At 70.6% G+C, this 26,838-nt stretch carries 24 protein-coding genes; 12 read left to right on the top strand and 12 right to left on the bottom strand.

The genetic code is table 11. The features are described from left to right. Positions 1 to 27: 27 nt before the first annotated feature. On the top strand, positions 28 to 1,986 hold the full coding sequence (locus tag HDA40_RS02245; RefSeq protein WP_253750871.1) for an SDR family NAD(P)-dependent oxidoreductase: 1,959 nt from the start codon (positions 28 to 30) through the stop codon (positions 1,984 to 1,986). Between the two features lie 6 nt (positions 1,987 to 1,992). On the opposite strand, the gene HDA40_RS02250 is transcribed toward HDA40_RS02245, so the two are convergent. Further along, a complete protein-coding gene (locus tag HDA40_RS02250; RefSeq protein WP_253750874.1) occupies positions 1,993 to 3,210 on the bottom strand; it encodes a phospholipase D-like domain-containing protein in 1,218 nt (405 codons plus the stop codon). A gap of 54 nt (positions 3,211 to 3,264) precedes the next feature. Next, positions 3,265 to 4,953: a DUF885 domain-containing protein gene (locus HDA40_RS02255; protein WP_253750877.1), complete on the bottom strand. Its 1,689-nt coding sequence runs from the start codon at positions 4,951 to 4,953 to the stop codon at positions 3,265 to 3,267. A 62-nt stretch (positions 4,954 to 5,015) separates the two neighbouring features. On the opposite strand from HDA40_RS02255, the gene HDA40_RS02260 reads away from it, so the two are divergent. Next, the gene (locus HDA40_RS02260) at positions 5,016 to 5,516 is read left to right on the top strand and encodes a hypothetical protein (RefSeq protein ID WP_253750879.1); all 501 of its coding nucleotides are present in this window, start codon (positions 5,016 to 5,018) and stop codon (positions 5,514 to 5,516) included. On the opposite strand, the gene HDA40_RS02265 is transcribed toward HDA40_RS02260, so the two are convergent. Further along, positions 5,513 to 6,007: a hypothetical protein gene (locus HDA40_RS02265; protein ID WP_253750882.1), complete on the bottom strand. Its 495-nt coding sequence runs from the start codon at positions 6,005 to 6,007 to the stop codon at positions 5,513 to 5,515. The two genes, HDA40_RS02260 and HDA40_RS02265, sit on opposite strands and share 4 nt — an antisense overlap. 104 nt (positions 6,008 to 6,111) lie before the next feature. On the opposite strand from HDA40_RS02265, the gene HDA40_RS02270 reads away from it, so the two are divergent. Further along, positions 6,112 to 6,861: a nucleotidyltransferase domain-containing protein gene (locus HDA40_RS02270; protein WP_253750885.1), complete on the top strand. Its 750-nt coding sequence runs from the start codon at positions 6,112 to 6,114 to the stop codon at positions 6,859 to 6,861. A gap of 44 nt (positions 6,862 to 6,905) precedes the next feature. Here the strand turns inward: HDA40_RS02270 and HDA40_RS02275 are convergent, their stop codons facing one another. The 3 genes from HDA40_RS02275 to HDA40_RS02285 all read right to left on the bottom strand — a co-directional run bounded on the left by HDA40_RS02275 (position 6,906) and on the right by HDA40_RS02285 (position 9,250). After that, positions 6,906 to 7,535, bottom strand: a complete 630-nt coding sequence (locus HDA40_RS02275) for a flavin reductase family protein (RefSeq protein ID WP_253750888.1) — start codon at positions 7,533 to 7,535, stop codon at positions 6,906 to 6,908. 55 nt (positions 7,536 to 7,590) lie between these two features. Continuing rightward, positions 7,591 to 8,499, bottom strand: coding sequence for a hypothetical protein (locus tag HDA40_RS02280; protein ID WP_253750891.1), 909 nt, complete (start codon positions 8,497 to 8,499; stop codon positions 7,591 to 7,593). A 217-nt stretch (positions 8,500 to 8,716) separates the two neighbouring features. Next, positions 8,717 to 9,250, bottom strand: a complete 534-nt coding sequence (locus HDA40_RS02285) for a MarR family winged helix-turn-helix transcriptional regulator (RefSeq protein ID WP_253750894.1) — start codon at positions 9,248 to 9,250, stop codon at positions 8,717 to 8,719. Positions 9,251 to 9,340: 90 nt separating this feature from the next. Between HDA40_RS02285 and HDA40_RS02290 the strand changes: the two genes are divergently transcribed. The 4 genes from HDA40_RS02290 (at position 9,341) to HDA40_RS02305 (ending at position 14,436) form a co-directional block, all read left to right on the top strand. Next, entirely contained in the window at positions 9,341 to 11,479 is a 2,139-nt protein-coding gene (locus tag HDA40_RS02290; RefSeq protein WP_253750897.1) for an LLM class flavin-dependent oxidoreductase, read from the top strand. Continuing rightward, entirely contained in the window at positions 11,479 to 12,372 is an 894-nt protein-coding gene (locus HDA40_RS02295; RefSeq protein WP_253750900.1) for an LLM class flavin-dependent oxidoreductase, read from the top strand. The genes HDA40_RS02290 and HDA40_RS02295 overlap by 1 nt, the downstream gene beginning before the upstream one ends. A gap of 151 nt (positions 12,373 to 12,523) precedes the next feature. Beyond that, complete coding sequence (locus HDA40_RS02300; RefSeq protein ID WP_253750903.1) at positions 12,524 to 13,447, top strand: phosphodiester glycosidase family protein; 924 nt, start codon at positions 12,524 to 12,526, stop codon at positions 13,445 to 13,447. Between the two features lie 2 nt (positions 13,448 to 13,449). Continuing rightward, positions 13,450 to 14,436 (top strand): bifunctional glycosyltransferase family 2/GtrA family protein, encoded by a 987-nt coding sequence (locus HDA40_RS02305; protein WP_253750906.1) that lies wholly within the window; start codon positions 13,450 to 13,452, stop codon positions 14,434 to 14,436. 38 nt (positions 14,437 to 14,474) lie between these two features. On the opposite strand, the gene HDA40_RS02310 is transcribed toward HDA40_RS02305, so the two are convergent. The 3 genes from HDA40_RS02310 to HDA40_RS02320 form a co-directional block, all read right to left on the bottom strand. Beyond that, the gene (locus HDA40_RS02310; RefSeq protein ID WP_253750908.1) at positions 14,475 to 14,858 is read right to left on the bottom strand and encodes a hypothetical protein; all 384 of its coding nucleotides are present in this window, start codon (positions 14,856 to 14,858) and stop codon (positions 14,475 to 14,477) included. A gap of 74 nt (positions 14,859 to 14,932) precedes the next feature. Continuing rightward, positions 14,933 to 16,432, bottom strand: coding sequence for a sensor histidine kinase (locus HDA40_RS02315; protein ID WP_253750911.1), 1,500 nt, complete (start codon positions 16,430 to 16,432; stop codon positions 14,933 to 14,935). Then, complete coding sequence (locus HDA40_RS02320) at positions 16,410 to 17,084, bottom strand: response regulator transcription factor (protein ID WP_253763540.1); 675 nt, start codon at positions 17,082 to 17,084, stop codon at positions 16,410 to 16,412. The genes HDA40_RS02315 and HDA40_RS02320 overlap by 23 nt, the downstream gene beginning before the upstream one ends. A gap of 272 nt (positions 17,085 to 17,356) precedes the next feature. Here HDA40_RS02320 and HDA40_RS02325 point away from each other — a divergent pair, with 272 nt between their 5' ends. The 5 genes from HDA40_RS02325 to HDA40_RS02345 all read left to right on the top strand — a co-directional run bounded on the left by HDA40_RS02325 (position 17,357) and on the right by HDA40_RS02345 (position 24,100). Further along, positions 17,357 to 17,968: a DUF4956 domain-containing protein gene (locus HDA40_RS02325; protein WP_253750913.1), complete on the top strand. Its 612-nt coding sequence runs from the start codon at positions 17,357 to 17,359 to the stop codon at positions 17,966 to 17,968. Beyond that, positions 17,965 to 18,726: a polyphosphate polymerase domain-containing protein gene (locus tag HDA40_RS02330; RefSeq protein ID WP_253750916.1), complete on the top strand. Its 762-nt coding sequence runs from the start codon at positions 17,965 to 17,967 to the stop codon at positions 18,724 to 18,726. The genes HDA40_RS02325 and HDA40_RS02330 overlap by 4 nt, the downstream gene beginning before the upstream one ends. After that, the gene (locus tag HDA40_RS02335; RefSeq protein ID WP_253750919.1) at positions 18,723 to 20,522 is read left to right on the top strand and encodes a carbohydrate-binding domain-containing protein; all 1,800 of its coding nucleotides are present in this window, start codon (positions 18,723 to 18,725) and stop codon (positions 20,520 to 20,522) included. Before HDA40_RS02330 ends, HDA40_RS02335 begins: the two co-directional genes overlap by 4 nt. A 134-nt stretch (positions 20,523 to 20,656) precedes the next feature. Beyond that, on the top strand, positions 20,657 to 21,532 hold the full coding sequence (locus HDA40_RS02340; protein WP_253750922.1) for a DUF72 domain-containing protein: 876 nt from the start codon (positions 20,657 to 20,659) through the stop codon (positions 21,530 to 21,532). 174 nt (positions 21,533 to 21,706) lie between these two features. Then, positions 21,707 to 24,100 carry a transglycosylase domain-containing protein gene (locus tag HDA40_RS02345; protein WP_253750925.1) on the top strand — a complete coding sequence of 798 codons (2,394 nt, stop codon included), beginning with the start codon at positions 21,707 to 21,709 and terminating at the stop codon, positions 24,098 to 24,100. Position 24,101: 1 nt separating this feature from the next. Here HDA40_RS02345 and HDA40_RS02350 read toward each other — a convergent pair whose 3' ends face one another. From HDA40_RS02350 to HDA40_RS02360, 3 genes are all read right to left on the bottom strand, one after another. Further along, positions 24,102 to 25,484: a hypothetical protein gene (locus HDA40_RS02350; RefSeq protein ID WP_253750927.1), complete on the bottom strand. Its 1,383-nt coding sequence runs from the start codon at positions 25,482 to 25,484 to the stop codon at positions 24,102 to 24,104. Further along, positions 25,481 to 25,975 carry a SigE family RNA polymerase sigma factor gene (locus HDA40_RS02355; RefSeq protein WP_253750930.1) on the bottom strand — a complete coding sequence of 165 codons (495 nt, stop codon included), beginning with the start codon at positions 25,973 to 25,975 and terminating at the stop codon, positions 25,481 to 25,483. Before HDA40_RS02355 ends, HDA40_RS02350 begins: the two co-directional genes overlap by 4 nt. A gap of 119 nt (positions 25,976 to 26,094) precedes the next feature. After that, a complete protein-coding gene (locus tag HDA40_RS02360) occupies positions 26,095 to 26,796 on the bottom strand; it encodes a nicotinamide mononucleotide transporter family protein (RefSeq protein WP_253750933.1) in 702 nt (233 codons plus the stop codon). Positions 26,797 to 26,838 lie beyond the last annotated feature (42 nt).

Consider the following 26,838-nt stretch of genomic DNA (forward strand, 5'->3'; position numbering starts at 1 on the left):
GCCGCCGGCGGCGCTTAGCCTTCCCGCGTGGGAAGCGCGACGCATTGGCTGAAGCTGCTCGGTGGCATCGTCGTGCCCGGGATCGGCGACCGGGCGCTGCGGCGGCGGGTGGCGGGCCGGATCGTGCTCGTCACCGGGGCGTCGGAGGGCATCGGCGCGGCGACGGCGATCCGGCTCGGTGCGGCGGGCGCGGTCGTGCTGCTCGCCGCGCGGACGGAGAGCCGCCTGCACGAGGTACGCGCCACGATCGAGGCGGCGGGCGGGAAGGCGTACGCGTATCCGGCTGATCTGTCAGATCCGGAACAGGCCGAGCGGCTCGGCGAGCGGATTCTGCGTGACCATCGCCGGGTCGACGTCGTGGTGTGCAACGCCGGCCGGTCGATCCACCGGTCGGTCGCCGACACCGCCGACCGCTTCCACGACGTCGTACGCACGGCCGACCTGAACTATCTCGGCCCGGTGCGGCTGTTGCTGACGCTGCTTCCGGCGATGCGAGCCGGCGACGGCGGGCACATCGTCAACGTCTCGACCGCCGGCCTCCTGACGCCCGCCCAGAACTGGTCGTCCTACCTGGCGTCGAAGGCGGCGTTCGACGTGTGGTTGCGCTGCGCCGCACCGGAACTGCGGCTCGACGGCGTCACCGTCACCAGCTTCTACAGTGGACTCGTACGGACCCGGATGAGCGCGCCCACGAAGTTCTTCCGGCGGTATCCGGCCGCCACGCCGGATGAGGCGGCGAGCACGGTGTGCCGTGCGGTCGCTCGGCGACCGCGTACGGTGCAGGCTTGGTGGTCCCGGCCGGGCGAGGTGCTGGCCGCCGCGTTCAAGAGCCCGGTCGAGCGGGGGATGGCGGCGAGCGCCCGCCTGCTGCCGTTGCGGGCGGCGGCCCTGGTCGATCCGCTGCGGATGGTCCGCCTGGCCTGGGCGAGCCGCCGCTACGGCTGGACGCTCACGGCGGCCACCGCCGGTGGGCGTACCGGGGAGGTCGCGCTCGTGGATCGCAGCGGTCCGCTGACGCGTGGGGAGCTTCAGGCGGCGGCCCAGTCGTGCGCGGCCGCGTTGCGGGACCGGGGCGTCCGGCCCGGCGACCGCGTGGGTATCCGGTGTGCCACGCATCGCGGTCTCGCGATCACCGCGAGCGCGGCCGGGCTGCTCGGCCTCGACACCGTGCTGCTGCCACCGCACGCCGAACCGGCGGCCACCCTGACCGTCCTGATCTCCGACGACGCGCCGGGCACGCCGTGGCTCACCCTCGTCGGCGGCCCCGGCGGTGCGCTCGGCCGTCCGCCGGTGCGCGGGCGGCTCACGGTCCTCACCTCCGGCACCACCGGGACGCCCCGGCTGGTACGCCGAAAGCTGACCTGGCGTTCGCTGCTGGGCCCGGCGCTCGCCCATCTGCGACACATCCCGATCCGCACGGGCCGCCCGATCATCGTGGCCGTCCCGGCGTACCACGGCTATGGCCTCAGCTATCTAGCGGCGGGGCTGGCCTTGGGCGCGCCCGTCGTCCTCGTGCCCGGCAAGGATCCGGCGGCCGTGCTCGCCGCGGCCCGGGAGCATCGGCCGACCGCGATCTTCGCGCTGCCCGAGCACCTCGCCGGGTTGGCCGCCCAGCCCGACGCGGCCGATCTCCCGCCCGGCGTACGCATCGTGACCGGTGCGGAACCGCTGGCTCCGGAGTTGTCACGCCGGCTGCTGGACGTGTTCGGCGACCGGGTCTACAACCTGTTCGGCTCGACCGAAGCGGGCTGGGCCGCGATGGCGACCCCGGCCGATTTGAAGGCCGCACCCGGCACGGTCGGGCGACCGCCGGCCGGCGTACGCCTCCATGTCCTCACCGACGACGGCCGGCCGGCGCTGCCGGGCGAGACCGGCGCCGTGCACGTCGGCGGCTGGCTGCCCCAGGGGCGCCTGGTCCCCACCGGCGACCTCGGCCACCTCGACCGGGCGGGCCGTCTGATGCTCGACGGCCGCGCCCCGTCGTAGGCTCGCTCACTTACAGGGGTAGTTGCCCGCCGTGCAGGTGACGCCGGTGTTGTAAGCGTCGTTGAAGTGTGTGTAGTACGCGTCGTAGAGCGGATGCGTGGACCCGGTCTCCGGCCCCATCTTCACGAAGATCTCGTCGTTCTCGTTGAGGGCGTCCTGCGTCCAGTTCTGCGACCCGGTGTAGACCCGGTACTGGTACGCCGACCCGTTGAGCCCGTACAGCACGAAGAACTTGTCGTGCACGTCGTTCTTGCGCCGGATCTTCACTCCGGCGGCGAGCAGGTCGGCGTACACGCCGCTGTCCATCGCGATGCCACCGGCCGAGTCGGTGCCGACTGCCATCCATACGGCGCACCCGGCCGAACGGAAGCGTTTGACGAGGCTCACCAGCTCCGGTCGCCCGCCGGTGACGCTCGCCATGCCGACCCGCAGCCGGCAGTCGCTGTTGGGAGTGATGTCGTTGAGCCGGTTGACGATCGTGTCGGTCTGGCCCGCGCCCTCCGGCGACGCGTACGCGTCCGCAGCGGTGCCCAGGTAGTAGCCCCGGCTGGAGGCGGCGTCATAGTAGTCGTTGCCGGTGTAGTGGCGGCGGTTCCACATGTCGGTGAAGTTCGCGACGAACCCGGTGTAGAGCGCCGAGTCCCCGTAGACCGTGATCGCGTTGTTGAACGCGTCCGGGCCGGTGGCGTACGTGAGGTTGGCCGAGCCGAACCACACGACGTTCGAGCGGGTCACCCCGTTCGGATCGACGGTGCCGCTGAAGGTGAACATCTTCGTATGCATGTCGCCGTCGGCGCTGGTGCTGATGCAGCCGTGCCCGCCGCTGCTGTTCTGGCAGAACTTGTAGTGCGCCAGCTGCTTGATCGTCGCCACCGCGGGATCGGCCGACGCCTCGTTCTTGCCGTCGACCACGACCCAGACGGCGACGCCCCGACTCTGCGCCCGGAGCAGCGCGTCGGCGACAGAGTCGATGCTCAGCGAGTGGATCGTGCCCCGGATGGTCCCACCGGCCGGAGTCCGGTCGATCAGCCGTTGCAGCTCGGTGTGGATGGTGTAGTCCCGCCCCGGGTCCGGGTTCGAGAAGTGTGCCCACACGGGATACCCGCCGATGACGGCGGAGGCCGACGAGACGGCCGCGGCGCTGGGCAACCCTGGGACGATCGCCACCAGGGCGCCCAGCATCGCAGCCAGCGCCGCACTACCGGCACGGAGTCGAAGCTTCATGGATGAATCTTGATGAAAGACCTTAACGCTGTCAATGTCTAGAACGTTGAGGCTTCACGCGCCCGGCGCGGCCGCGCCCAGGACGACGGTCTCCAGAGTGGACAGTGGCAGCGGCCCGTGACCGAGCACCGCGTGGTGGAAGTCGCGGATGTCGAAGCCCGCACCCCGGGCCGTACGCATCCGCTCCCCCAGCTCCTCGATGCGCAGCTTCCCGATCATGTACGCCAACGCCTGCCCCGGAACGGCGATGTACCGGTCGACCTCGTTGGTGATGTTGCTCATCGACAGCGCCGTATTGTCGCGCATGTAGTCGATCGCCCGCTGCCGGGACCAGCCGAACTGGTGCATGCCCGTATCCACCACGAGGCGGCAGGCCCGCCACGCGTCGAAGGAGACCATGCCGAGCCGGGTCGTGTCGTCGGTGTAGAGCTCCATGCGGTCCGCCAGGCGTTCGGCGTACAGGCCCCAGCCCTCGCCGTGCGCGGTGAGGTAGGCGTACCGGCGGAACTCGGGAAGCTGCCGCTGCGCCTGGGCCACCGCGATCTGCAGATGGTGCCCCGGCACGCTCTCGTGGAACGCCAGCGCCTCGTACTCGAACCGCGTACGCGACTGGGGGTGCAGCGTGTTGATGACGTGCGCGCCCGGCCGGGAACCGTCGCCGGTCGGCGGCTGGTAGTAGCCGAGCACGGAGTTCTCCGCCTCAGCCGAGTCCATCTCGCGGACGACGCACGGGGCCAGCGAGTAGTCGCGGAACCAGTCCGGCAGCGCCTCCTCGGCCCGGCGGAGCGCCCCGGTGACGGTGTCGACGATCTCGCCGCTCGTGGCGAAGCGCAGCGCCGGATCGTCGCGCAGCCGGGCGATCACCTCGTCGGCGTCGGACGTGCCGAGCACCTTGGCGCCCCGTTCGGAGAATTCCGCACGCAGGCGCGCCACCAGGCGTACCCCTGTCTCATGAATCTCGGCAGGCGTGAGTTCCGTGGTGGTGTGGGCACGGACGAGACCGAGGTAGGCGGCCTCGCCGCCGGGCAGACCGCCCACGCCGACCTCGCTGTCCCCGCGGCCGGCCGCCAGCAAGCGGTCCGCGAGCACTTCGCGGTAGCGGGCCAGCGCGGGCCGCACCGTGCCGCGGACCAGGTCCTCCGCGCGGGCCAGCCAGCGCGTGCCGTCCACCTCCGCGCCCGGCCGCGGGCCGGTCAGCGGGTCGTTCGCCAGATCACTCGACAGGTACGCGTCCAGCTGCGCGATCGCCTGCTCGACGCCCAGTCGCGTGGGGGTACGCCCATCGGCGAGCGCTTCGACGTGCCGGTTTCCGAGGGTGTCCAGGAATCCGCCGAGCTTCTCCAGCCGCGCCAGGTACGCCTCAGCCGCGGCCGGTTCGCCGACCGGCGCGGTCGGAATCGTCCCGACCAGCAGCGGCACCACCCCGGCGATGCTGGCGTTGACGCCGACCTCCTCCAGCCCGCCCCGGAGCACGTCCTGCTCGTCGGCGAGGACCCGGGTGAGCCAGGCGTGACTGATCCGATCCGACTCCCCCAGCGTGGCTGGATCGATGTCGGCGACCTTCGCGGCGATCCCCCCGAGCCGGGTCGCGGCCCGATCCGCCGCCGCCCGGCTGGGATCGGGCACCTCGGCGTCGTACCCCGTCACGCCGAACACCGTGGCGCCGAACGGATCGTGTTCGTTGCGGGCCCGGAAGTAGTCGTCGCCCAGTTCGGCGAGACGCGTGTCCTGTGTCGTGTCCATGGTCCGCAGCCTATTCGTGGCTCCGCAGCCTCTTCGCCGGCGGACCGACTAGCCTGGTCGCTGTGCCTCCCGCAGACGCCGAGCCCGACGTGCTGGCCGCGTCGCTCGCCGACCGGCTCACCGCGCTGACCTTCGCCGACCGGACCACCGACGAGGTCACCCAGGTGCTGCTGGACGAGATCGCGGCGTGGGCCCACGACCGCGGCTGGCGGGTCTATCGCCGCGCCGCCAGCGTCGCCCGGCTGCCACCGCCCTACGACCGGCAGCACTCCTACCTCGACATCGCCTGCGCCCGCCCCGACGGCGGTCCCGTGGTGATCGAGGTCGACCACACCGACCGCCGGCGCACCGTCGACAAGCTGCTCGAAGAGGCCGCCGCTGGGCGTACGCCGATCTGGGTGCGCTGGAGCAGCCGGGCGATCGCCACCCCGCCCGACCCCGTACGCCTCGTCGCCGTCCCCGTCACCACGGTCCGGGGACTGCACTCGCGCCGCCATGACCTTCCGGTGCCGACGCACAGCGCTGCCGACCTCGGCGACACCGAGCAGCCGGACCTGTTCTAGCCGCGGCTCTTGCGGCGCAGCTTCTCCAGCGTCTCCGTCGCGTGGTGGCGTACCAGTTCGTCTTCGTCAGCGGTCGCCAACGCCACCGACGCCACGACGAACGGAGTCGCCGGGAACTCGGCCAACGCGATCGCCGCGTCGAGGCGGTCGCCCCAGTGATCCGCCCCGATCAGCACCTCCACCACCGGGCGTACCCAGGCCGCGTCGCCGGTGAGCCGGAACAGCGCCTGCGCGCCGCGTACGGCGAACACCCCGCTCGCGTCGATCATCTGCTGCTTCAGCAGGCCGGGAAGATCCGGCAGCCCGGACTCGGCCACTGCCTGAGCGGCGACCGCGTCGCGTTCGCGCAGACCCGCGCTGATCCACGCCGTCACCACCTCGGGCTCAGTCCCGACCCGTCTCCGCAACTCGGCGAAGTCCGCGCCCTCATGCCACACGAGGTACGGATCGCCGAAGACCTCCCGCCGCCACTGCACCCAGTCGGTCGCCATGACGGACAGCCTACGATCGATCCGTGGTTCGGCGAGTCCGGCGTACGCTGGCAGGCCAAACACGCCGCCACCCAGGCGATGACCGAACTTCCTTAGGCGACATCATGTTCTCCACCCAGGAACGAGACACCATCCGGCAGCGGCTGCTGGAGCTGGCCGCCGCCGATCCCGCGATCGCCGGCGCGGCCGTCACCGGCTCGCAGGCCACCGGCGACGAAGACCGCTGGTCCGACATCGACCTGGTGTTCGGTGTCGACGGCCCGCCCGCCGTGAGCATGCGCCACTGGACCGACCGGCTCTACGACGACTTCGGCGCGGCACACCATTGGGACCTGCCCTCCGGCTCGGCCGTCTACCGAGTGTTCCTGCTTCCCGGATGCCTCGAGGCCGACATCGCGTTCGTGCCGATCGCCGACTTCGCCCCACGCGGCCCGAGCTGGCGGACCGTCTTCGGCACCCCCGCCGAGCCGCACCCCGCACCGGCGCCGACCGCGGACCACCTGGCCGGCTTGGCCTGGCATCACGCGCTGCACGCCAGGATCAGCATCGAGCGGAATCGGCTGTGGCAAGCCGAGCACTGGATCGGCGCAGTACGCACCCAGGTGATCGCCCTGGCCTGCCTGCGCCTCGGTCATCCGACCAGTTACGCCAAGGGCGCCCATCTACTCCCCGCCGACCTGACCTCCATGCTGGCGGCCACCCTCGTCCGCACCCTCGACGACGCCGAACTGCACCGCGCCCTCAGGGCTACCGTCGATGCGCTGGTAGCAGAACTCGTCCGCATTGATCCGGCGCTGGCCGCTCGGCTGCTTCCCGCCCTCACCGACCTCGCGAGCCCGACCCCACTTCCGTGAACCAGGCCCGCCCTGTGCCACGATCGAGTCCACAAGAGACCTGCTCAGGAGACCGCTGCCGGGCTGTGCGGCATCTCCCACGCGGCGGCCAGGCGGGACTCGGCCAGGTTCTCGCCACCGCCGAAGAACTCACAGAACTTCATGATCAGCGGATCCCAGGCGACCGGATCCACGTACGCCGTGCCCGGGATGCTCACGTGCTCCTCGGCGTACGCCCGCAGCACCTTGGCGTGGAACGCCGTCGCGCTCAGGTCGCTCAGCGGATGGGCTGCCGTCACGGTGCACTCCAGCTGGATCGGGCACTCCTCGACGCGCTGTGGGCGTACCAGCTGGGATTGCTGAGGAGTGAGCCCCGCGGCCCGGAACTTGTCCGCGACGTGGCGGTAGCCCATGGTGGCCTTGTGGGCCGGGACGTCGGCGCGGCCGGTGGTGAGCGCGAGCCGGTCGACCGCAGCGACCAATGTGGAGGGTACGAGGTTGAGCACGCATTCGCCGTCACGCCGCAGGTTGGCGGCGGTCTGCGACGAGTTGCCCAGCCCGAGTACGCATTCCTGGCCGAGCCACCACGCCGACGACATGGGCGCCAGGTTGGTGGTGCCATCCGGGTTGCGTGAGCTGATCAGGACGACGGGAGTGCCGAAGTAGAGGACCTTGAGGTCGATTGTCTGATGCACACCACGATCGTGGCGCGGCCGGACCTGCGGTGCTGGCGAGAATCGGCCGTCACGATCATGACGCGTCGAACAGGTCGTCGCAGACCTGCGCCAGGAACTCGCTGGGCGAGTCCGGGAAGTCGTCCGGCGGGACGATCGTCAGGAAGGTCTGCTCGTCGAACTGGTCCGGCGGATCGAGGCGCAGCGGCAACTCCACCCCCGGCGACGGATCGGCGCCCGAGTGATCCCCGTACGCCTCCGCGACGTCGGCGCCGGTCACGCGCAGGATGCGAGAAATGCTGACGAACGCCGGATCGTCGGCCTCGTCGACCGCTCGTGACCAGTGCCGGAGCAGGACCACGGCGGCGGCGCTGAGCACGGCCGTCCACGGCCCGGCCAGCGTCGGCGGAACGTCGAGCACCTGCAGTTCCGGCAGCCCGTAACGGTCGAGTCCTTTGGTGGTCATCCAGATCCCGTGGTCGTCCGGCGACTGCGGTACGAGCACCCATCGGGTCAGCGTCACCCGGTCCTCTTCGTCGGGCAGCGTCTCCAGGGCCTGCTTCGGATTCAGGATCTGCGGCATGAACGCGTCGATGAGCGTACCGGGGAGGTCCTGGGCCAGGGCGGCGGCGACGCCCCGGGCGTTCCACTCGTGCGCGGGCGGCCAACCTGGCCGGAACGCCGCCTGGCAGATCACGACATGCGTCGCAGTGGACGCCACACCCAGCTCGGCCGAGGTCGCGCCGAACATCCGCAGATAGTCCAGCGGCAGCGGCGGCGCCTCCTCGGCCGGCCACACCTCAAGGGTGAGCAGCGGACCGGCCAGCATCTGCAGCGCACCCGAGCGCAGCGGCTCCGGCAGCCGCAACGCGGCCTGGGCGGCGGCCACCTCTATGTCGTCGGGCGGCGAGGACGTCGTCACGACATAGGTCGCCTGGACCATCTCGGGAACACTGAGCGTCACCACGTCGTCGGAATCAGCCACTCAGCCATCGTGCCCAAGATCGGGCCTCGCGGCCAGTCCCACGCGGCTAAGACACGGCCGACGCGACCGAACCGCGCGACCGAACGAGCACGACGCGGCTGGTTCGAGCGGCACGGGCGGTGGGCGCGGCACTGCCGGTGGGCGCAGTCGATCATGCCCGTGGGGGGTCGATCAGGGTCCTACGGACACGACACACCGGTCGATCACGACCGTAGGTTCATGATCGCGCGGAAAGCCCGGGGGCGGAGGCGGCGGAGGCAGCGGAGGCAGCGCGCGAGGAGGAGAGGGCGGCGACGACGGCGTCGCAGGGGTCGTCGACGGCCTCGATGTCCCGGACGGCGCACGCCACCCGCCGGAGCAGGACGCGGAACGCGTCGCGTTCGGCCGGCGACAACGTGCCGAGCACCGTGTCCTCCGCTGTGCGTACGCGCTTCTGGAGGTCTTTGAGCGCGCGCCGGCCCGCCGCGGTGGCGACGACCTTGCGCTGGCGGCGGTCGGCCGGGTTGAGCCGACGTTCGACGAGCCCGGCGGTGACGAGGTCGTCGATGAGGTAGGTCATCACGGTGCGGTCGATGCCCAGGTACGCCGCGAGCGCGAGCTGGCTGGGGTGTTCGCCGCGGACGACCTCCGTGAGCGTCTGGTAGCCGCGCGGGCCGTGGGGAAAGTCGCCCAGCTCGGTGACGACCGTGCTCTGGTACGCCCGCAGCAGCACGCCGAGGCCCCACCCGAAGTCGTCATGCTCCCGATCCATGCCCGGAAGCATACCCGCCGAAGCGCGGTTGCACCTATCATCTGTGCGACATACGATCTGTCTCGCAGCACATAACTGGGGAGGGCGAGCATGGAGTTCGGCACGTCGATCACACCGGCCAACGGCGGTGATCCCGTCGCGCTGGCACGCCGGAGCGAGGAGTTGGGCTTCGACCTGGTCACCTTCCAGGACCATCCGTACCAGCCCCGGTTCCACGACACCTGGACGCTGCTGGCCTGGGTCGCCGGGCGGACCGAGCGCATCCGGCTCGCCGGGAACGTGCTGAACCTGCCGCTACGCGAACCGGCCGTGCTGGCGCGGAGCGCCGCGAGCCTCGACCTGCTGTCCGGCGGCCGGCTGGAGCTGGCGCTGGGCGCGGGCGGGTTCTGGGACGCGATCGAGGCGATGGGCGGCCCTCGGCGGGAGCCGCGGGAGGCGGTCGAGGCCACCGAAGAGGCGATCGAGATCATCCGGGGGATGCTGGACGCCGGAAACCAGACCCCGTTCCGATACCGGGGCAGGCATTACCAGGTGCCCAACGCGCAGCGCGGCCCCCTGCCCGCCCATAACATCCCACTGTGGCTGGGCGCGCTCGGTCCTCGCATGCTGCGCCTGATCGGCCGCAAGGCGGACGGCTGGCTGCCGAGCCTGGGCCGGGTGGGCGTCGACGGTCTCCGTGCCGGGAACAAGCTGATCGACGAGGCCGCCGAGGCGGCCGGGCGCGATCCGTCGGACATCCGCCGTCTCGTGAACGTCACGCCGGACGTCCCGCTGGAGATCCTGCAGACCCTGGAAGCGGACACGCTCATCCTCTACACCGACGATGTGTCCGAGATGGAGCGGTTCGCCGCGGAAGTCATGCCGGTGCTGCGCGCGACGAACCGCCGGCCCACCCGGCCGAGCTGGGTCCGGGCGAAGCGGCGCGACGGGATCGACTACGACGGCGTACCGGCGTCGGCGGACGCGGTCGAGCCCGGGGACATCGACTTTCCCCGCCTGAGGTCGACCTATCTGCGCGGCGGGAACCCCGGCATCGTGCTGCGGCCCCGGACGACCGGCGACGTGGTGGAGGCGCTGGCGTTCGCGCGCCGTCACCGGAACGTCCCGCTCGGCATCCGCAGCGCTGGGCACGGCGTCAGCGGGCGGTCCACGAACGACGGTGGGATCGTCCTCAGCGTGGCGCGGCTCGATCACGTCGAGATCGTGGGCGACCGCCGGATCCGCGTCGGCCCCGGCGCGCGCTGGGCCGACATCGCCCGCGCGCTCGCGCCCCACGGCTGGGCGCTCACCTCGGGCGACTACGGCGGCGTGGGCGTCGGCGGCCTGACCACCGCGGGCGGCATCGGCTGGCTCGCCCGCAAACACGGGCTCACCCTCGACCACTTGCGCTCCGCGGAGGTCGTGCTCGCTTCAGGCCAAGTCGTACGCGTGGACGCGGCGCACAGCCCGGAGCTGTTCTGGGCTATCCGGGGCGCCGGCGCCAACTTCGGCGTGGTGACGGACTTCGAGTTCGACGTGGACGAGGTCGGCGACGTCGGGTTCGCCCAGCTGGCCGTGGACGGAAGCGATCCGGCGGGGGTGCTCGAACGGTTCGGCGCAGCGGTCGAGGCCGCGCCACGGGACCTGACCGCCGAACTCATCATGAGCCGGCCCCGGCCGGGGGCGTACGCGACGATCCTGGCGGTCGTCGACAGCGACGACCCCGAGACGATCGTGTCCCAGCTGGAGCCGGTGGCGTCCATCGCTCCCCTGCTGGATCAGCGCGTCGTCATCACCCCGTACGCCGGTGTCATGGCGAACGCCGGCGACGCGGACCACGACGGCCAGGGAGAGCCGGCGGCCCGATCCGGGCTGATCGAGCACCTGACGCCGGAATTCTCCGCCGCCGCCGAAGAGCTGCTGCGCAGCGGCGCTGTGCACTTCTTCCAGCTCCGGTCGGTCGGCGGTGCGGTCGCCGACGTCGACCCGATGGCGACGGCGTACGCGAACCGGGCGGCGAACTTCTCGGTGACCGCGCTCGGCGGCAGTCAGCACCGGCTCGACGCGCTCTGGGATCGCCTGCTCCAGCCGCATTTCACCGGCTCATACCTCAACTTCGACACCGATCGGCGGCCGGAACGGCTGCGCGACGCGTGGCCGCCGGAGCACCTGGCCCGGCTGCGCGACCTCAAACGCCGCTACGACCCGGACGGGCTCTTCCGCGACAACTTCTACCTCGGGGACTCCTGATGACCGACTACGGGCACGACCTCCAGTTCGGGGTGTTCGTCACCCCCACCGCCCAGCCCGTACAGCACGCCGTCGAGCTGGCCGTCGCCGCCGACCGGGCCGGGCTGGACCTGGTGACCTTCCAGGACCATCCCTATCAGCCCCGCTTCCACGACACCTGGACGCTGCTGAGCTACGCGGCGTCGCGTACGCAGCGGGTGCACGTCAGCGGCAACGTCCTGAACCTGCCGCTGCGGCAGCCGGCCGTCCTCGCCCGCGCCGCCGCCTCCCTGGACCTGCTCTCGGGCGGCCGGTTCGAGCTGGGCATCGGCGCGGGCGGGTTCTGGGACGCGATCGAGGCGATGGGCGGGCGGCGGCTCAGCCCCGGGCAGTCGGTGCAGGCGCTCGAAGAGGCGATCACGATCTTCCGCGAGATCTGGAACCCGGCCGAGCGAGGCGGCGTACGCGTCGACGGCGAGTTCTACCAGGTACGCGGGGCCAAGCGCGGTCCCGCCCCGGCGCACGACATCCCGATCTGGCTGGGTGCGTACAAGCCGCGCATGCTGCGCCTGATCGGGCGGAAGGCCGACGGATGGCTGCCGTCGCTGGGCTATCTGCCCGGCGGTGCGACCGAGCTGGGTCCGCTCAACGAGGTGATCGACGAGGCCGCGGTCGCGGCCGGGCGGTCGCCCTCGGCCGTCCGGCGGCTGCTGAACGTCGGCGGGCAGTTCTCCGCGCAGTCGACCGGCTTCCTCAACGGGCCGCCGGAGCAGTGGGCCGAGGACCTCGCCGGGCTGACCCTGGAATACGGGGTGAGCACCTTCATCCTCGCCACCGACGACGCCGCCACGCTCGAGCTGTACGCGGCCGAGGTCGCGCCCGCGACCCGCGCACTCGTCGCCGCCGCCCGCTGACCATGCCGGCTCTCTCCCCGTTGGCCGCGGATCACGGTTACGCATGTTTCCACCGGCCGATTTGGCCTGCGTAACCGTGATCCGCAGCATTTAAGGGCGTCCACGGGTGTAGCACAGGTGGTGCATAGGGCGGCGGGTTTGACTCGCCGACATGAAGATCTCACGCCGTGGGCTGCTGCTGAGCGGGCTCGGGGTGGTGGCCGCCGGCGGCGGCACCGCCGCCTGGGCCCTCGACCGCTATGTGATCGACCACGTCGAGGTGTCCAACGCGTCGCAGATCGTCGCGCCCAAGGCGACGGTAGCGACAGCGGGCGGCTCTGTCACGAGCACCGCCACCTCGTACGCCAGCGACACGGCGAAGATCTCGATCGAGAAGGTCGAGACGGGCTCGGGCGACGACAAGGTCACCTACTTCGTCGCCGACGTCCAGATGACCGACGCCACGATCGTGCGGTCGGCTTTCGCGAACGACGAGTTCGGTCAGAACATCATCGCGAACACCTCGGAGATCGCCCGGGACGCCGGTGCCGTGCTGGCCGTCAACGGCGACTACTACGGCTTTCGCACCACCGGCATGGTGATCCGCAACGGGGTGGCCTTCCGCGACTCCGGTGCGCGGCAAGGTCTCGCGTTCTACACGGACGGCACGGCCAAGCTGTACGACGAGACCACGACGTCGGCCCAGGACCTGGTCGACGCCGGAGTCTGGAACACCCTGTCGTTCGGGCCGGGGATCGTCGACGACGGCAAGCCGGTCGCCGGCATCGACTCCGTCGAGGTCGACACCAACTTCGGCAACCACTCCATCCAGGGCCGGCAGCCGCGTACGGGGGTCGGGCTGCTCGGCGCCAACCATCAGCTCTGGATCGTGGCCGACGGGCGCAGCAACGGCTACAGCCGGGGCGTCACGATGACGGAGTTCGCGAACATCTTCGTCGACCACGGCGCACAGACGGCGTACAACATCGACGGCGGCGGCTCGTCCACCCTGGTGTTCCAGGACAAGCTGGTCAACAACCCACTCGGCAAGGGCCAGGAGCGCGGCACCAGCGACATCCTCTACGTCGCGGGCTGACGATGGTCGTCCTCATCCCGGCGTACGAACCGGACACCCGCCTGATCGACCTGGTACGCCGGTTGCCGCACCATCGCGTGGTCGTCGTCGACGACGGCAGCGGTCTCGCGTACAAGCAGGTCTTCGAAGGCGTCCGGCGACTCGGCGCCGACGTCGTGACCCTGGGCCGCAACCACGGTAAAGGACAGGCGCTGAAGACGGGCTTCGCGCACGTCGAGGAGAAGTTCCCCGGCGAGCCGGTGGTGTGCGCGGACAGCGACGGGCAGCATCGCGCCGAGGACATCGACGCGGTGGCCCGGCGGCTGAGCGAGACGAACGCGGCGATGGTGCTGGGCGCGCGGCGGTTCACCGGACCGGTGCCGGCGCGCAGCCGCCTCGGCAACACCGTGACCCGGGCAGCGTTCCGGCTGGTGACCGGCACTTCGGTCAGCGACACGCAGACCGGACTACGCGGCTATCCGCCCCGGATGCTGACCTGGCTGGGCGACGTCCGCGGCGAACGGTTCGAGTACGAACAGCGCCTCCTGCTGCGCGCGGCCCGCGAACGGCTGCCGCTGGCGGAGGTCGAGATCGCCACGATCTACCTCGACGAGAACGCCTCCTCGCACTTCCGCCCGGTACGCGATTCGCTGCGCGTCTTCGGGCAGCTGGCCACGTTCGCCACCTCCTCGCTGCTCGGCTTCGCCGTGGACTTCGTGGCCCTGTTCCTGCTGGCCGCGTGCACCGGGAACATCGTCCTCGCGGCGATCCTGGCCCGGCTGCTGAGCGCCACGATCAACTACGGCGTGAACCGCCGATACGTCTTCGCCTCCACGCGCCGCCGGTCGGCCCTGCGGTACGCCGCCCTCGCCACCATCGTCCTCGGCGCGAACGTGGTCCTGCTGGACGTGCTCAGCGCGGTGACGGGGTCGCTACTGATCGCCAAGCTCGCCACCGAGCTGGTCCTGTTCAGCGCGAGCTACCTGATCCAGCGCCGCCTCGTCTTCTGAGGCTCCCGCCGGCCCCGCCGAGACTTTCACCGCCGGCCTCACTGCTGGCGACGCCGCGCCGACCGGGGCCTGCCGGGGCGACCCCGCCCCGAGCTTCGCCGAGGACTGCGGGGCTTCGGCTGGGTCGCCTGCCGTTCCGCCATCACCGACACCAATCCAGCGACGGCGAGCGCCGCACCCCCGATCGCGAACGTGGCCCCGATGCCGTATTTGGTCGACATGGCTTCGTCGTACGTCTCGTAGTGCGAGAACTCGCGGCTGGTCCCGCCGTGTGACCGCGTGTAGACAGGACAGACGTCGGACCGGCTCATGAGTTCCCCGTCGCACATGGTGTTCGGGCTCACCAGCATGCAAAGCCCGATGAGGACGAAGACGCCGCCGAGGAACACGAAGACCCAACGGTGCTTGGTCCAATACGGCATCTCTGCCCTCCGGGAACTTGGTTGGTTCCCCATCCTGAACCGTCGCCGCAACTCCCGCCGGCCGTTACGAACCGCTATTCCGCGAGGGGGAGGCGGACGGTGAACGTCGTCCGGCCCGGCTCGCTGGCCACGGCGACGCTCCCCCGGTGCGCGGCCACGACCGCCTGCACGATCGCGAGGCCCAGCCCGGTGCTTCCGGCGGTACGTGAGCGCGATCCGTCGCCGCGGGCGAACCGTTCGAAGATGTGCGGCAGCAACTCGGGCGGTATGCCCGGGCCGGCGTCGGTGACGCTCAGCTCGGCCTGCTTGCCCGACGGCGAGACCGCGACCGTGACGACCGTCCCTTCGGGCGTGTGCGTACGCGCGTTGGCGAGCAGGTTCGCGACGACCTGGTGCAGCCGCGCCCGATCGCCGGTGACGACGACCGGTTCCTCGGGGACGTCCAGGCGCCACTCGTGCCGGGGTCCGGCGGCGTGCGCGTCGCTGACTGTGTCTACGACGAGCGCGGTCAGGTCGACCGGCTGGTATTCCAGCGGGCGGCCGGCGTCGAGGCGGGCCAGCAGCAGCAGGTCCTCGACGAGGCCGCTCATCCGCTGCGCCTCCGACTCCATCCGGCCGAGCAGGTGTGCCACGTCTTCCGGGAGGTCGTGGCGGCGGCTGAGTTCGGCGTACCCGCGGATGGAGGCGAGCGGGGTGCGCAGTTCGTGGCTGGCGTCGGCGACGAACTGGCGTACCTGGGTCTCGCTGGCGTGGCGGGCTTCGAGCGCCTCGCCGACGTGGTCCAGCATCCGGTTCAGCGCCGCGCCGACCTGGCCGACCTCCGTACGCGGATCGGTGTCCTGCTCGTCGACGCGTTGGGGCAGCTCGACCTCACCGCGATCGAGGCGTACCTGGGAGACGCGGGTGGCGGTGGCGGCGACCCTCGACAGTGGACGAAGCGCCCGGCGGACGATGACCGTTCCCCCGTACGCCACCGAGCCGAGCACCAGCAGAGTCGTCCCGGCGACGACGGCTGCCAGCAGCAGCACCGTCTCCTGGGTCTCCTCCAGCGGCAGCCCGGTGACCAGGATCGCCCCGTCGTCCATCTGCTTGGCCACGACCCGGTACGCCCCCTGGTCGCACAGCTCGATGGTGTGCGCCTTGCCGTCGACGGGGACCGACAGCAGATTCGCGTACGCGTCGGTGAGGTCGGGTGAGGTCTGGCCCTGCTCCGACAGCACCGACGCCGAGACCACCTGGCTGCCGCAGAGCCGGGCGTTGAGCGTGCCGATGCTCTGGCCGAGTACCCAGCTGTCCTGGTCCGACTCGCCCGAACAGTCCTTCGCGCCAGTGGTTCCGGCGTCGGCGGGCTTCGGCTTGTGGTTGTCGTACCCCTTCGGCGCGCGGATCGCCGCCGCGGTCAGCTGCTTGTCGATCTGCCCGTTGAGCGTCTTGCTCAACGCGACGATGGTGGTGATGCCCACCGCGAGGAAGGCCAGCGCCAGCAGCGTCGTCATCGCCGCGACCAACCGGGCCCGCAGCGTCCAGGCGGTGGGGCGTGGCCAGACCCGCCTACGCGGCCGGCTTGAGGACATACCCCGCACCGCGCATCGTGTGGATCATCGGCACCCGCCCGGCGTCGATCTTCTTCCGCAGGTAGGAGATGTACAGCTCGACGACGTTGGCCTGGCCGCCGAAGTCGTAGTTCCAGACCCGGTCGAGGATCTGCCGCTTGGACAGCACCCGGCGCGGGTTGCGCATGAGGTAGCGCAGCAGTTCGAACTCGGTCGCGGTCAGTTCGATCGAGTGGCCGCCGCGGCGGACCTCCCGGCTGTCCTCCTCCAGCACGAGATCGCCGACGACCAGCATCGACTCCGACTGGGACTCGGCGCGGACCGAGCGGCGTACGAGCGCGCGGAGGCGGGCGACGAGTTCCTCGATGCTGAACGGCTTGGTGACGTAATCGTCGCCGCCGGCAGTGAGCCCGGCCACCCGGTCCTCGACGGAGTCCTTCGCCGTGAGGAAGAGCACTGGCAGCTCCGGTGCGTCGGCGCGCAGTTTCCGCAGCACCTGGAGGCCGTCGAAGTCGGGCAGCATCATGTCGAGGACGACGGCGTCGGGCCGGAACTCCCGGGCGGTACGCACCGCGCTGCCACCGTCGGCGGCGCTGCGCACCTCCCAGCCCTCATACCGCAGCGCCATCGACAGCAGCTCGGCCAGGGTCGGCTCGTCGTCCACCACGAGCATGCGGACCGGGCTGCCGTCGGCCCGGCGGAGCTGTCCTCGCTTGGCCGTGGCGGCCGCCGAGGGGACCGCCGCGTTCACCGGGACCGCGTTCACCGTGGCTGCATTCACCGTCGTCATGCCCTCGATCATGCGGGCGTCCGCTAGAGGCCCGCTTTTCGTTCGCTGTGTGTTCCCTGTACTTATCGGCGACCTAGCCGGCTCACAGGTCACACCTAGCTCGGGACGGCTGAATGAACGGCAGGCCAACCTGAGCTGAAGACGAAGGATATCCCGTGACCGATCTGACCATCATCGCCGCCGATCTCGCGGCGATCTGTCTGCTGACGTTCGCCGTCTACTTCCCCCGGCACCACCGCCGCGACCTGGTCGCGGCGTTCCTCGGCGTCAACATCGGCGTCTTGGCGGTGTCGATGGTGCTCGGCTCGTCGACCGTCGGCGCGGGCCTCGGGCTGGGGCTGTTCGGCGTCCTGTCGATCATCCGGCTGCGCTCCTCCGAGATCGCCCAGCATGAGGTCGCGTACTACTTCGCCGCGCTCGCGCTCGGCCTCATCTCAGGGCTCAGCTCCGAGGTCACCATCCTCAGCGGCGCCCTCATGCTGCTCGTGGTCGCGGCGCTGTTCGTGGGCGACCATCCCGGCCTGTTCCGCAGCTACCGGCAGCAGACCGTGCGGCTCGACGTCGCGTACACCGACGAGGCGGCGCTGCGCGCTCGCCTGGAGACCGTGCTGGGCGGCCGCGTCGTCAACCTCACCGTCCGCGAACTCGACCTCGTCAACGACATCACGGTGGCCGAGGTCCGCTACACGGCCGGCGATTCTCCACTGGTACGCGATTCTCCAGCGGTACGCGAGCCGGGCCCGCGCGTCGAGCGGATCGCGGCATGACGGCGTACGCGGCGGGCCTGCCGCCGATCGCGCTCGACGAGCTGACCGCACGGGCGGAGTTGCTGACCCGGGTCGACCGCAAGTACGTGCTGCCCCGCTCGGAGCTGCCCGAGCTGCTCGACGGACTGGCTGGGCGGGCGCGCGTACTGGAGATCGACGGCCGCCGAGAGTTCGGCTATCACTCCGTCTACTTCGACACCCCAGAGTTGGACAGCTACCTCGGCGCGGCGCGGCGGCGTCGCCGTCGGTTCAAGGCGCGCCTGCGGCACTACGTCGACTCGGGCCTCCAGTACGCCGAGGTCAAGACGAGAGGTCCCCGGGGCACGACGGTCAAACGCCGCCGGCCTTACGACGGCGGAGACGGCTTCGCCCCGGTGCTCGCCGAGTCCGGTGTGGACGTCGATCCGGCGCGGCTGAGCCCGACGCTGACCACGTGCTATCGGCGTACCACCTTGTATGTGAGCGAGACCGGCACCCGCGTGACGATCGACGCGGACCTGGCCTGGCGCGTGCCCGGCGGTCCGGAGCTGGACCTGGCGGGCCGAGTGATCGTCGAGACCAAGTCGGGTGGCCGCGCGTCGGCGGCGGACCGGCTGCTGTGGTCGCTGGGCCATCGGCCGTGCCCGGTCTCCAAGTACGCCACCGGGCTGGCCGCGTTGCGCCCCGGGCTGCCCGCGCACCGCTGGCGGCCGGTGCTCCGCCGCCACTTTCCCGCTCTGTCATCTGCCCTGCCACCTGCCCTGGAGGACCTGTCATGAAGATCCGCAGGAAAGCGCTCGTCGCGGTCACCTCGGCCGCACTCGGCATCGCGGCGCTGGCCGGCTGCTCGACCAGCGCCGACCCGGGCACCTCGACGGCGGCGTCCACTTCGGGCACGTCGACGGTCAGCGGTTCGCAGACCGCCCAGGAGGTGATGGCCGCCAACCAGGCCGACCACGTGGACGGCGATCAGTCGGCGTTCACCGAGTCCGAAGTCGTCGACGTGAAGCTCAGCGGCGGCAGCGCCTCCGTCGACGGCGACGGCGACGGCGTCAAGGTGGACGGCTCGACGGTGACCATCACGCAGGGTGGGACCTATCGGCTGTCGGGGTCGCTGACCGGGCAGGTGGTCGTCGCGGCGGCGGACGCGACCGTCAAGCTCATCCTCGACGACGCCACGATCACCAGCAGCACGACGGCCGCCATCGCCGTGACGGACGCGAAACTGGTCACCGTCGTCCTGGCCGGGGGCAGCCAGAACTCGCTTGCCGACACGTCCTCGTACGCCGACGACGCGGATGTCAACGCGGCCCTGTTCAGCTCGGCCGACCTGACGATCACCGGCGCCGGCGCGCTGACCGTGCACGGCAACGGCAACGACGGCATCGCGAGCAAGGACGGTCTGGTCATCCAGGCCGGCACCATTTCCGTCACCGCCAAGGACGACGGCGTACGTGGCAAGGACTATCTGGTCGTCGACGGCGGCACGGTGACGGTCGCCGGCGGCGGAGACGGTTTGAAGGCGGACAACGACACCGACGCCGACCGTGGCTACATCTCCGTCGCGGGCGGAACCGTGAAGGTCACCGCCGGGGGTGACGGCGTGGACGCCTCGACCGACCTCGTCGTCACCGGCGGTACGCTCACCGTCGCGACCGGCGGCGGCAGCGGCGAACAGCCGTCCGACGACACGTCGGCCAAGGGTCTGAAGTCGAACGTCATCACCGTCCTCGACGGCGGCACGATCACGGCCGACTCCGCCGACGACGCCGTGCACAGCGACGGCGCGGTGCACTTCGCCGGGGCCACCGTCACCGTGGCGAGCGGGGACGACGGCGTACACGCCGAAGGGGACCTGATCGTCGACAAGGGCACGGTGACGGTCACGAAGTCGAACGAGGGCCTGGAGGGCAAGGACATCACCGTCAACGGCGGCGACGTCACGGTCACCTCCAGCGACGACGGCATCAATGCAGCCGGCGGCTCGGGCACCTCGCAGTCCGGCGGCGGGTTCGGCCGGGGTGGCGGTGGAGGTGGCGAGATGGGCGTCGGCGACTACTCGCTGAGCATCGCCGGTGGCACCACCGTCATCAACGCCGACGGCGACGGCTTCGACTCCAACGGAATGGCGAAGATCACCGGCGGCACCCTGGTCGTCAACGGCCCGACGATGAACGGCAACGGGGCACTGGACGTCAACGGCTCGTTCGAGATCACCGGGGGCGTACTCGTGGCGGCGGGCAGCGCGGGCATGGCGGTCGCCCCCGACACCGGATCGGCACAGGGCTGGCTGTCGGCCACCTTCGACTCCGCCGTGAGCGCCGGGACGACGGTCCACGTGACCGATTCGTCCGGCCAGGTGCTGGCGACCTTCGTGACGTCGAAGTCCATGCAGAACCTGGTCTACTCGTCCACGGAGATCAAGAGCGGCACGGCGTACAAGATCTACACGGGTGGCTCCGCCTCCGGCGCCGACACCGGCGGACTACGCGCGTCAGGCAGCCTGGGCTCGGCGACCGTGCTCGCCACGGTCACCGCCGGCCAGGCCCCGGCCGGCGGCTTCGGCCGCCGCTGACCCCCACCGGCACTCCCCGGTCCGGCGTGATCCTTACGCCAGCCACGCTTTTTCCGGCAACGAAATGCCCGGGTACGCAGCATGGCCGGCGCAATGATCGAGCGGCGGGGACCAGACGCCGGTAGCCTGGGCGCATGGGCGGCATCCGGGTCGGCACCGCCTCGTGGACCGACAAGACCCTGCTCGCCTCGGGGTGGTATCCGCAGGCGGCCGACACCGCCGAGCAGCGCCTGGCGTACTACGCCCGGCAGTTCCCGCTCGTCGAGGTCGACTCCACGTACTACTCACCGCCCGCCGAGCAGACCGTGCAGCTGTGGGCCGAGCGCACCCCGGCCGGCTTCCTCTTCAACGTCAAGGCGTTCAGTCTGCTCACCGGACACCCGACGAAGGTGTCGTCGATCTTCAAGGATCTCCGCCCGGAGACCGACAAGACCTCGGTCTACCCCCGCGACCTGGATCCGAAGACGACCGACGAGATCTGGGACCGGTTCCTGTCGGCGTTGCGGCCGCTGACCGACGCGGGCAAGCTCGGCGTACTGCTGTTCCAGTTCCCGCCGTGGTTCACCATCCGGCGGTCGAACAAGGACTATGTCCTGGAGGCGGCCGAACGCTGCCGCCCGCTGCCCATCGCGGTCGAGTTCCGGCACGAGTCCTGGTTCGCCGGGGACAACCGCGCCGAGACCCTCGACTTCCTGCGCCGCCATCATCTGCCGCTCGTCTGCGTCGACATGCCGCAGGGCCACAAGTCGTCGATCCCGCCGGTCGTGGAGGCGACCGCCGATCGGGCGGTGGTCCGCTTCCACGGGCACAGCGACAAGTGGACGAGCCGCGACATCTACGAGAAGTTCGGCTACCTCTACTCGGAGCGCGAGCTGAAGGACTGGGCACCGAAGCTGGAGCAGCTCGCCGACACCGCCGGCGAGACCCATGTGCTCATGAACAACTGCTACTCAGACTACGCCCAGCGCAATGCGAGGCAGCTCGTCGATCTGCTGACGGGCGCGGACTGAGCTGCGAAGACGGCATCACCCCCAGAGCTCGACATCTGTCGATCATGTGATCCACGACATGCCCATGTGGGGGCGGGCAACGGTCCGGGGTGATCTTGCGTCAAGGTGCTCAGATCACCCGCCCGTTTCGACCCCGGTGGTGCCCTCATGCGTAAAGGCGACCGCAATCCCGTCATGAACGTGGCGTCCCTGCTGATCTGTGGTGTCCTCGCGGGCGTCGTGGTGGCGGCGGCGGCGTTCCCGGCGATCGCGATGTCCGGTCTAGCGGCGAAGTCGGGCGCGCAGGCGTTCGCGGACCTGCCGAGCGAGCTGACCGTGAAACGGTCGCCGCAGATGAGCAAGGTGTACGCGAGCGACGGCCGGACCTTGCTGGCCTCGATCTATGACGAGAACCGGCAGGACATCGCCATGGATCAGATTCCCAAGGTCATGCAGCAGGCGATGATCGCCGCCGAGGACCACAAGTTCTACGAGCACAACGGCGTCGACGTCCAGGGCATCGCGCGGGCGTTCGTGGCGAACAAGAACTCCGGCGAGACTCAGCAAGGCGCGTCCACCCTGACGATGCAGTACGTCCGGCTGTCGATCACGTACGCCGCCGACAACCCCAACGACGTGTTGAACGCCGCCGAGGACACCCCGGCGCGGAAGTTGCGCGAGGTCAAGTACGCGCTGGCGATCGAGAAGAAGCTCACGAAGGACCAGATCCTGGAGGGCTACCTCAACATCGCATACTTCGGGAACCACGCGTTCGGCATCTACGCCGCGTCGCAGGTGTACTTCGGCAAGGAGCCGAAGAACCTGACGGTCGAGGAGGCGGCCTTCCTGGCGGGGCTCGTCAAGTCGCCGAGCGACTTCAACCCGATCCAGGACGACGGCACCGTCAACGAGCAGGCCGCCGCCGACGGCAAGGGCCGACGCGACTGGGTGATCGACCAGATGCACGAGATCGGCGCGATCACGGCCGAGCAGGTGACGCAGGCCAAGGCCAAGGAACTGAAGATCACCGGCAAGCCCGCGCCGAACGGCTGCACCGCGACGGCGATCGCCAGCGCCGGGTTCTTCTGCGACTTCCTTCAGCGCTGGTGGATGAGCGAGCCCGCGTTCGGGGCGAACTCCTACGAGCGTGAGCGGGCGCTGAAGACCGGCGGTTACAAGATCGTCTCCTCGTTGGACGTGTCGACCCAGAACGCGGCCAAGGCGAACGTCGAGAAGTACCTCAAGACCGGCAAGAAGCACGCGCTGATGGTGGTCGCCGTGGAGCCCGGCACGGGCAAGGTCCGGTCGATGGCGGTCAACCGAAACTTCAAGATCGACGACGCGGCCAGCCCGAAGAACGGCCTGTCCACCGACCCGGCCAAGGCCGCCAAGAACATTCGCGGCACGTACCCGAACACGGTCAACCCGCTGATGAGCGGCGACCAGTACGGCTACCAGTTCGGCTCGACGTTCAAGGTGTTCACGGCGGTCGCCGCGCTGGAGAACGGCTACCCGCTCGACTACACGATCAACTCGCCGTACCAGTGGGTGTCGCCGTTCGTCACCGCGCCCGGCCCGGCCAGCTGCGGCGACAAGTGGTGCCCGAAGAACGCGTCGCAGTCGATGACCGGCGTACACACGATGTGGCAGGCGTTCGGGCGCTCGGTGAACACCTACTTCGCGCAGCTCATCGCCCGGGTCGGCCCGGGCAAGGCGGTCGAGGCCGCGAGGCAGATGGGGCTGACCTTCCGGGGTGACCCGAACCAGCAGGGCACCGACGCGTACTTCGCGGCGCACCCGGACGCCTGGGGCACGTTCACCCTCGGCGTCACCCAGAACACGCCGATGGAGATGGCCAACGCGTTCGCGACGCTGGCCGCCGACGGCACCTACTGCCAGCCGATCCCGGTGGAGTCCATCACCGACGCCAACGGAGTGCAGCTCGACGCGGCCAAGCCGCGGTGCCAGAAGGTGATCGACACCGACGTGGCGCGGGCCGCGATCGACATGGCGCGCTGCCCGCTCGGCGACCGGTCTCAGCTCGGCGGATGCGCCAACGGGGGCACCGCGCCCTACGTCCGCAACATGGTCGACAAGCCGGTGGCCGGCAAGACCGGCACCACCGACAACGACCGCACGGCCGCGATGGTGGCCACGACGCGTCAGCTGTCGGTGGCGGGCATCGTCGCCGACCCGGACTGGACCAACAACACGGTCAGCTCCGCCAACCTCGGCGGCAAGGACGCGCACCGCGACGTGGTCAACCCGGCTGTCGCCGACACGCTGCACGACGGGATGAAGGGCAAACCGGCGCAGCAGTTCGGCAAGCCGGACGGCACGAAGATCGTGCACGGGACGAAGACCTCGATCCCGAGCGTCACCTGCAAGACGGTGAGCGAAGCGACCACCGTCCTGCGCAACAAGGGCTTCTCGGTGACGGTCGAGCCGGGCGAGGTCAACTCGACCTGCCCGAAGGGCACCGTCGCCGGGACGTCGCCGAGCGGCTCGACGAGCAAGGGCAGCACGGTGGCCATCCAGGTCAGCAACGGCCAGGGTGGCGGGCAGAACCCGCCACCCCAACAGCGCTAGGTCACATGGTGGACCAGCCGTCGATCGCGTCGTCGATCGGCGGCTGGTTGATCCGCGTACGCCCGACGACCCGCCCGGTCGCGTCGAGCGCCTCGAACTCGGCGCTCAGCGGGTCGGCCACGGTCACCACCGCCGCGTCGTTCGCCACCGGGGCCTGTGCCACGAGCGCGCCGCCGACGAGGACGCGTACGCCGGTCGCGGTCTTCGGCGTGATCACCAGTACGCCGGACGCGGTGTCGTCCAGGCGTACCGCGACTGTCGTGTGGGGATCAGCGGGGTTCTCCTCGGTGAACAGGCTCCGCCCGATCCCGAGGCCGGTGCCGGTGTCCCGGTCGTAGCGGATCGAGACGGTGCCCGACCAGCCTCCGGTCACCCGGGGCGCGGCGACGACCGTCGTGACCCCCGTACGCCCGGCCGCGTCACCGCCGGGCCAGTCGATCCGGCCGCCCCACACGATCCGGGGCAGGCCGCTCAGCACGGCCGGGCCGAGCGGGGTCCGCTCGCCTTCCAGCGCCTCCCGGGCGAGCTGCCCGTCCGGGGTGCCGCGAGCGGTCCGCAGCTCCTGATGGACGACCTGATCGGTGATCGGGAGGATGCCGGTGTCGTATGGAGCGGGCATCTTCTCCCGGACCCGGCCACCACACTCGACACGCCACCATTCGGCCCGCGCGGTGCTCGCCTCGCGAACCAGGTAGGAGCCGGTGGGCTCGGCCTGCCAGCGGTTCAGGTCGGGCCAGGCGGCCGAGTAGACGGTGCACCCGGCCGGGGCCAGCGCCACCACCGCCGCGATCGAGGTCTTGTTCTCGTCCACGAACTCGGCGTGCGTGAACGGGCCCAGCCCATCGCTGTAGCTGTTCAACGCCTCGATCCGGGTCAGCTCGGTCGCCGGCGCGCCCTTCGGCGCCCGGAAGATCGCCGAAGCCTGGGTCCACGCCTCCGCTCCCGGGTCGGCCAAGGCGAACGCGACGATCGCGATCCGCCACGGACCCACGTCATCGAGATAGAGGATGTGCGTCTCGCGTACCGCATAGCGGGTGAGATAGAGCCCGCCGCGCCGATGCTCCCCGATCAGCCGGTCCACGTCGGCGAGGTAGCCGGGGTCCGCGGCCGCCAGCTTGCCGCGGACCGGCGTGTCCGCGAGCCGCTGTTCCCAGCTCCGCTGGGCGTCGAAGCCGGTGGCGGGCGGCGGTTCGGGCGCGTTCTGCGGCCCGACGGTGACCCACGCGACCGCGAGCGCACCGGCCACAGTGGTGGCGACGGCGGCGTTCCGGCGACGGCGCGACCGCCGATGACGGGTCCGGATCCGGCTGTACGGGTCGTGTTCGGGGCGGACCTCGTCGGCCAGGTCGCGTAGGGCGCGGCCGACCATCTCGTCGACGCTCACAGCGGGATCCTTTCCAGATCGACCGGGTCGAGGACGGCACGGAGCCGGGCCAGTCCCCGGCTGGCGTGACTCTTGACGTTGCCGAGCGAGCAGCCCAAGGCGGCCGCCACCTCCGCCTCGGACATGTCGCCGAGATAGCGCAGCACGACGACGGCCCGGGTACGCGGCGGCAGTGCCCGCAGCGCGTCTCTGACCGCGTGCCGCTGGGCGACCGCGTCGGCGGTGTCGGCGAAGGCCGTGTCCGGCGGCGACGCGGTGACCAGTTCCCGCCGCCGGAACCGGCGCCAGGCGCTGATGTGCTGGTTCACCATGACGCGGCGGACGTAGGGCATCGGCTCGTCCACCCGGGACCACGCCCGCATCGTGCGGACCAGCGCGTTCTGCACCAGGTCCTCGGCCTCGTGCGCCGAGCCGGTGAGCAGGTACGCGATCCGCAGCAGCTCGACGTAGCGAGCCTCCACGAATTCGCGGAACCCGTCCTCACCAGGCATCGGCGCACTCCCCCTCGGCAGTCCGGGCTGGGCCGCCCGGCTTACCTGACACGACCCGGCGACGCCGCGGAAGGTTGTGTCCGGCCGCCAAGATCTTCCCGCGGAGTTCTTCGCGGGGCTCAGACCGTCACGGGTGTCGAGGCGGCCGGTGCCGCCACCGCCGCCCGCGAGGTACGCAGCCAGACGGAGAACCCGTAGGCCACCAGCCCGCCGTAGACCACGTAGAGGACCGCCGACGGATAGAAATGCGACTTGATCAGCAGCGGTACGCCGACCGCGTCGACGGCCAGCCAGGCGAGCCAGAAGTCGTTCCAGCCCCGGGCCATCGCGTAGGTGGCGACCATCGAGCCGACGAAGATCCAGGCGTCGCACCAGAAGTACCAGCGCGGCGCCGGCCAGCCCGCCCCGAACCAGACGAACACCTGCTGGACCACGACGACCGCGACCACCCAGAACGCGGCCAACGCCAGCCGCTCGCGCACGGTGGCCCAGCGAGGTGTGATGGCCGGGCCCGTCGAGCCGCGACCGCGCGACACGCCATACCAGCGCCACCAGCCGTAGATGCTGGTGACGATGAAGAAGATCTGCCGTCCGGCCTGGCCGAACAGGGTCATCGCCTGCGGGTTGTCGAAGGCGACGCCGAAGAACACGGTGAACAGCAGGAGATTGCCGGCGATGCCGGCCGGCCAGGCCCAGACGCGGCGGCGCAGGCCGCCGATCGCCGAGGCGAAGCCGAACGCGTTGCCGATGACCTCGCGCCACAGGATGTGCTGGCCGAAGACGGTCAGCTGGGCGTCGAACAGGTCGTGCAGAACACTCATCACAGGGTCCCTTTCCACTATGGACCCCGGGGGACGCGAGAC

It is taken from the genome of Hamadaea flava (assembly GCF_024172085.1).
Lineage (GTDB): Bacteria > Actinomycetota > Actinomycetes > Mycobacteriales > Micromonosporaceae > Hamadaea > Hamadaea flava.

Excerpts from the sequence above, each read along its gene's own strand:
- HDA40_RS02250 (WP_253750874.1), bottom strand. The coding sequence starts at position 3,210 with ATGAAGCTTCGACTCCGTGCCGGTAGTGCGGCGCTGGCTGCGATGCTG.
- HDA40_RS02255 (WP_253750877.1), bottom strand. The coding sequence starts at position 4,953 with ATGGACACGACACAGGACACGCGTCTCGCCGAACTGGGCGACGACTAC.
- HDA40_RS02265 (WP_253750882.1), bottom strand. The coding sequence starts at position 6,007 with ATGGCGACCGACTGGGTGCAGTGGCGGCGGGAGGTCTTCGGCGATCCG.
- HDA40_RS02270 (WP_253750885.1), top strand. The coding sequence starts at position 6,112 with ATGTTCTCCACCCAGGAACGAGACACCATCCGGCAGCGGCTGCTGGAG.
- HDA40_RS02285 (WP_253750894.1), bottom strand. The coding sequence starts at position 9,250 with ATGGATCGGGAGCATGACGACTTCGGGTGGGGCCTCGGCGTGCTGCTG.
- HDA40_RS02290 (WP_253750897.1), top strand. The coding sequence starts at position 9,341 with ATGGAGTTCGGCACGTCGATCACACCGGCCAACGGCGGTGATCCCGTC.
- HDA40_RS02295 (WP_253750900.1), top strand. The coding sequence starts at position 11,479 with ATGACCGACTACGGGCACGACCTCCAGTTCGGGGTGTTCGTCACCCCC.
- HDA40_RS02300 (WP_253750903.1), top strand. The coding sequence starts at position 12,524 with ATGAAGATCTCACGCCGTGGGCTGCTGCTGAGCGGGCTCGGGGTGGTG.
- HDA40_RS02305 (WP_253750906.1), top strand. The coding sequence starts at position 13,450 with ATGGTCGTCCTCATCCCGGCGTACGAACCGGACACCCGCCTGATCGAC.
- HDA40_RS02310 (WP_253750908.1), bottom strand. The coding sequence starts at position 14,858 with ATGCCGTATTGGACCAAGCACCGTTGGGTCTTCGTGTTCCTCGGCGGC.
- HDA40_RS02315 (WP_253750911.1), bottom strand. The coding sequence starts at position 16,432 with ATGTCCTCAAGCCGGCCGCGTAGGCGGGTCTGGCCACGCCCCACCGCC.
- HDA40_RS02320 (WP_253763540.1), bottom strand. The coding sequence starts at position 17,084 with ATGCTCGTGGTGGACGACGAGCCGACCCTGGCCGAGCTGCTGTCGATG.
- HDA40_RS02330 (WP_253750916.1), top strand. The coding sequence starts at position 17,965 with ATGACGGCGTACGCGGCGGGCCTGCCGCCGATCGCGCTCGACGAGCTG.
- HDA40_RS02335 (WP_253750919.1), top strand. The coding sequence starts at position 18,723 with ATGAAGATCCGCAGGAAAGCGCTCGTCGCGGTCACCTCGGCCGCACTC.
- HDA40_RS02340 (WP_253750922.1), top strand. The coding sequence starts at position 20,657 with ATGGGCGGCATCCGGGTCGGCACCGCCTCGTGGACCGACAAGACCCTG.
- HDA40_RS02345 (WP_253750925.1), top strand. The coding sequence starts at position 21,707 with ATGAACGTGGCGTCCCTGCTGATCTGTGGTGTCCTCGCGGGCGTCGTG.
- HDA40_RS02355 (WP_253750930.1), bottom strand. The coding sequence starts at position 25,975 with ATGCCTGGTGAGGACGGGTTCCGCGAATTCGTGGAGGCTCGCTACGTC.
- HDA40_RS02360 (WP_253750933.1), bottom strand. The coding sequence starts at position 26,796 with ATGAGTGTTCTGCACGACCTGTTCGACGCCCAGCTGACCGTCTTCGGC.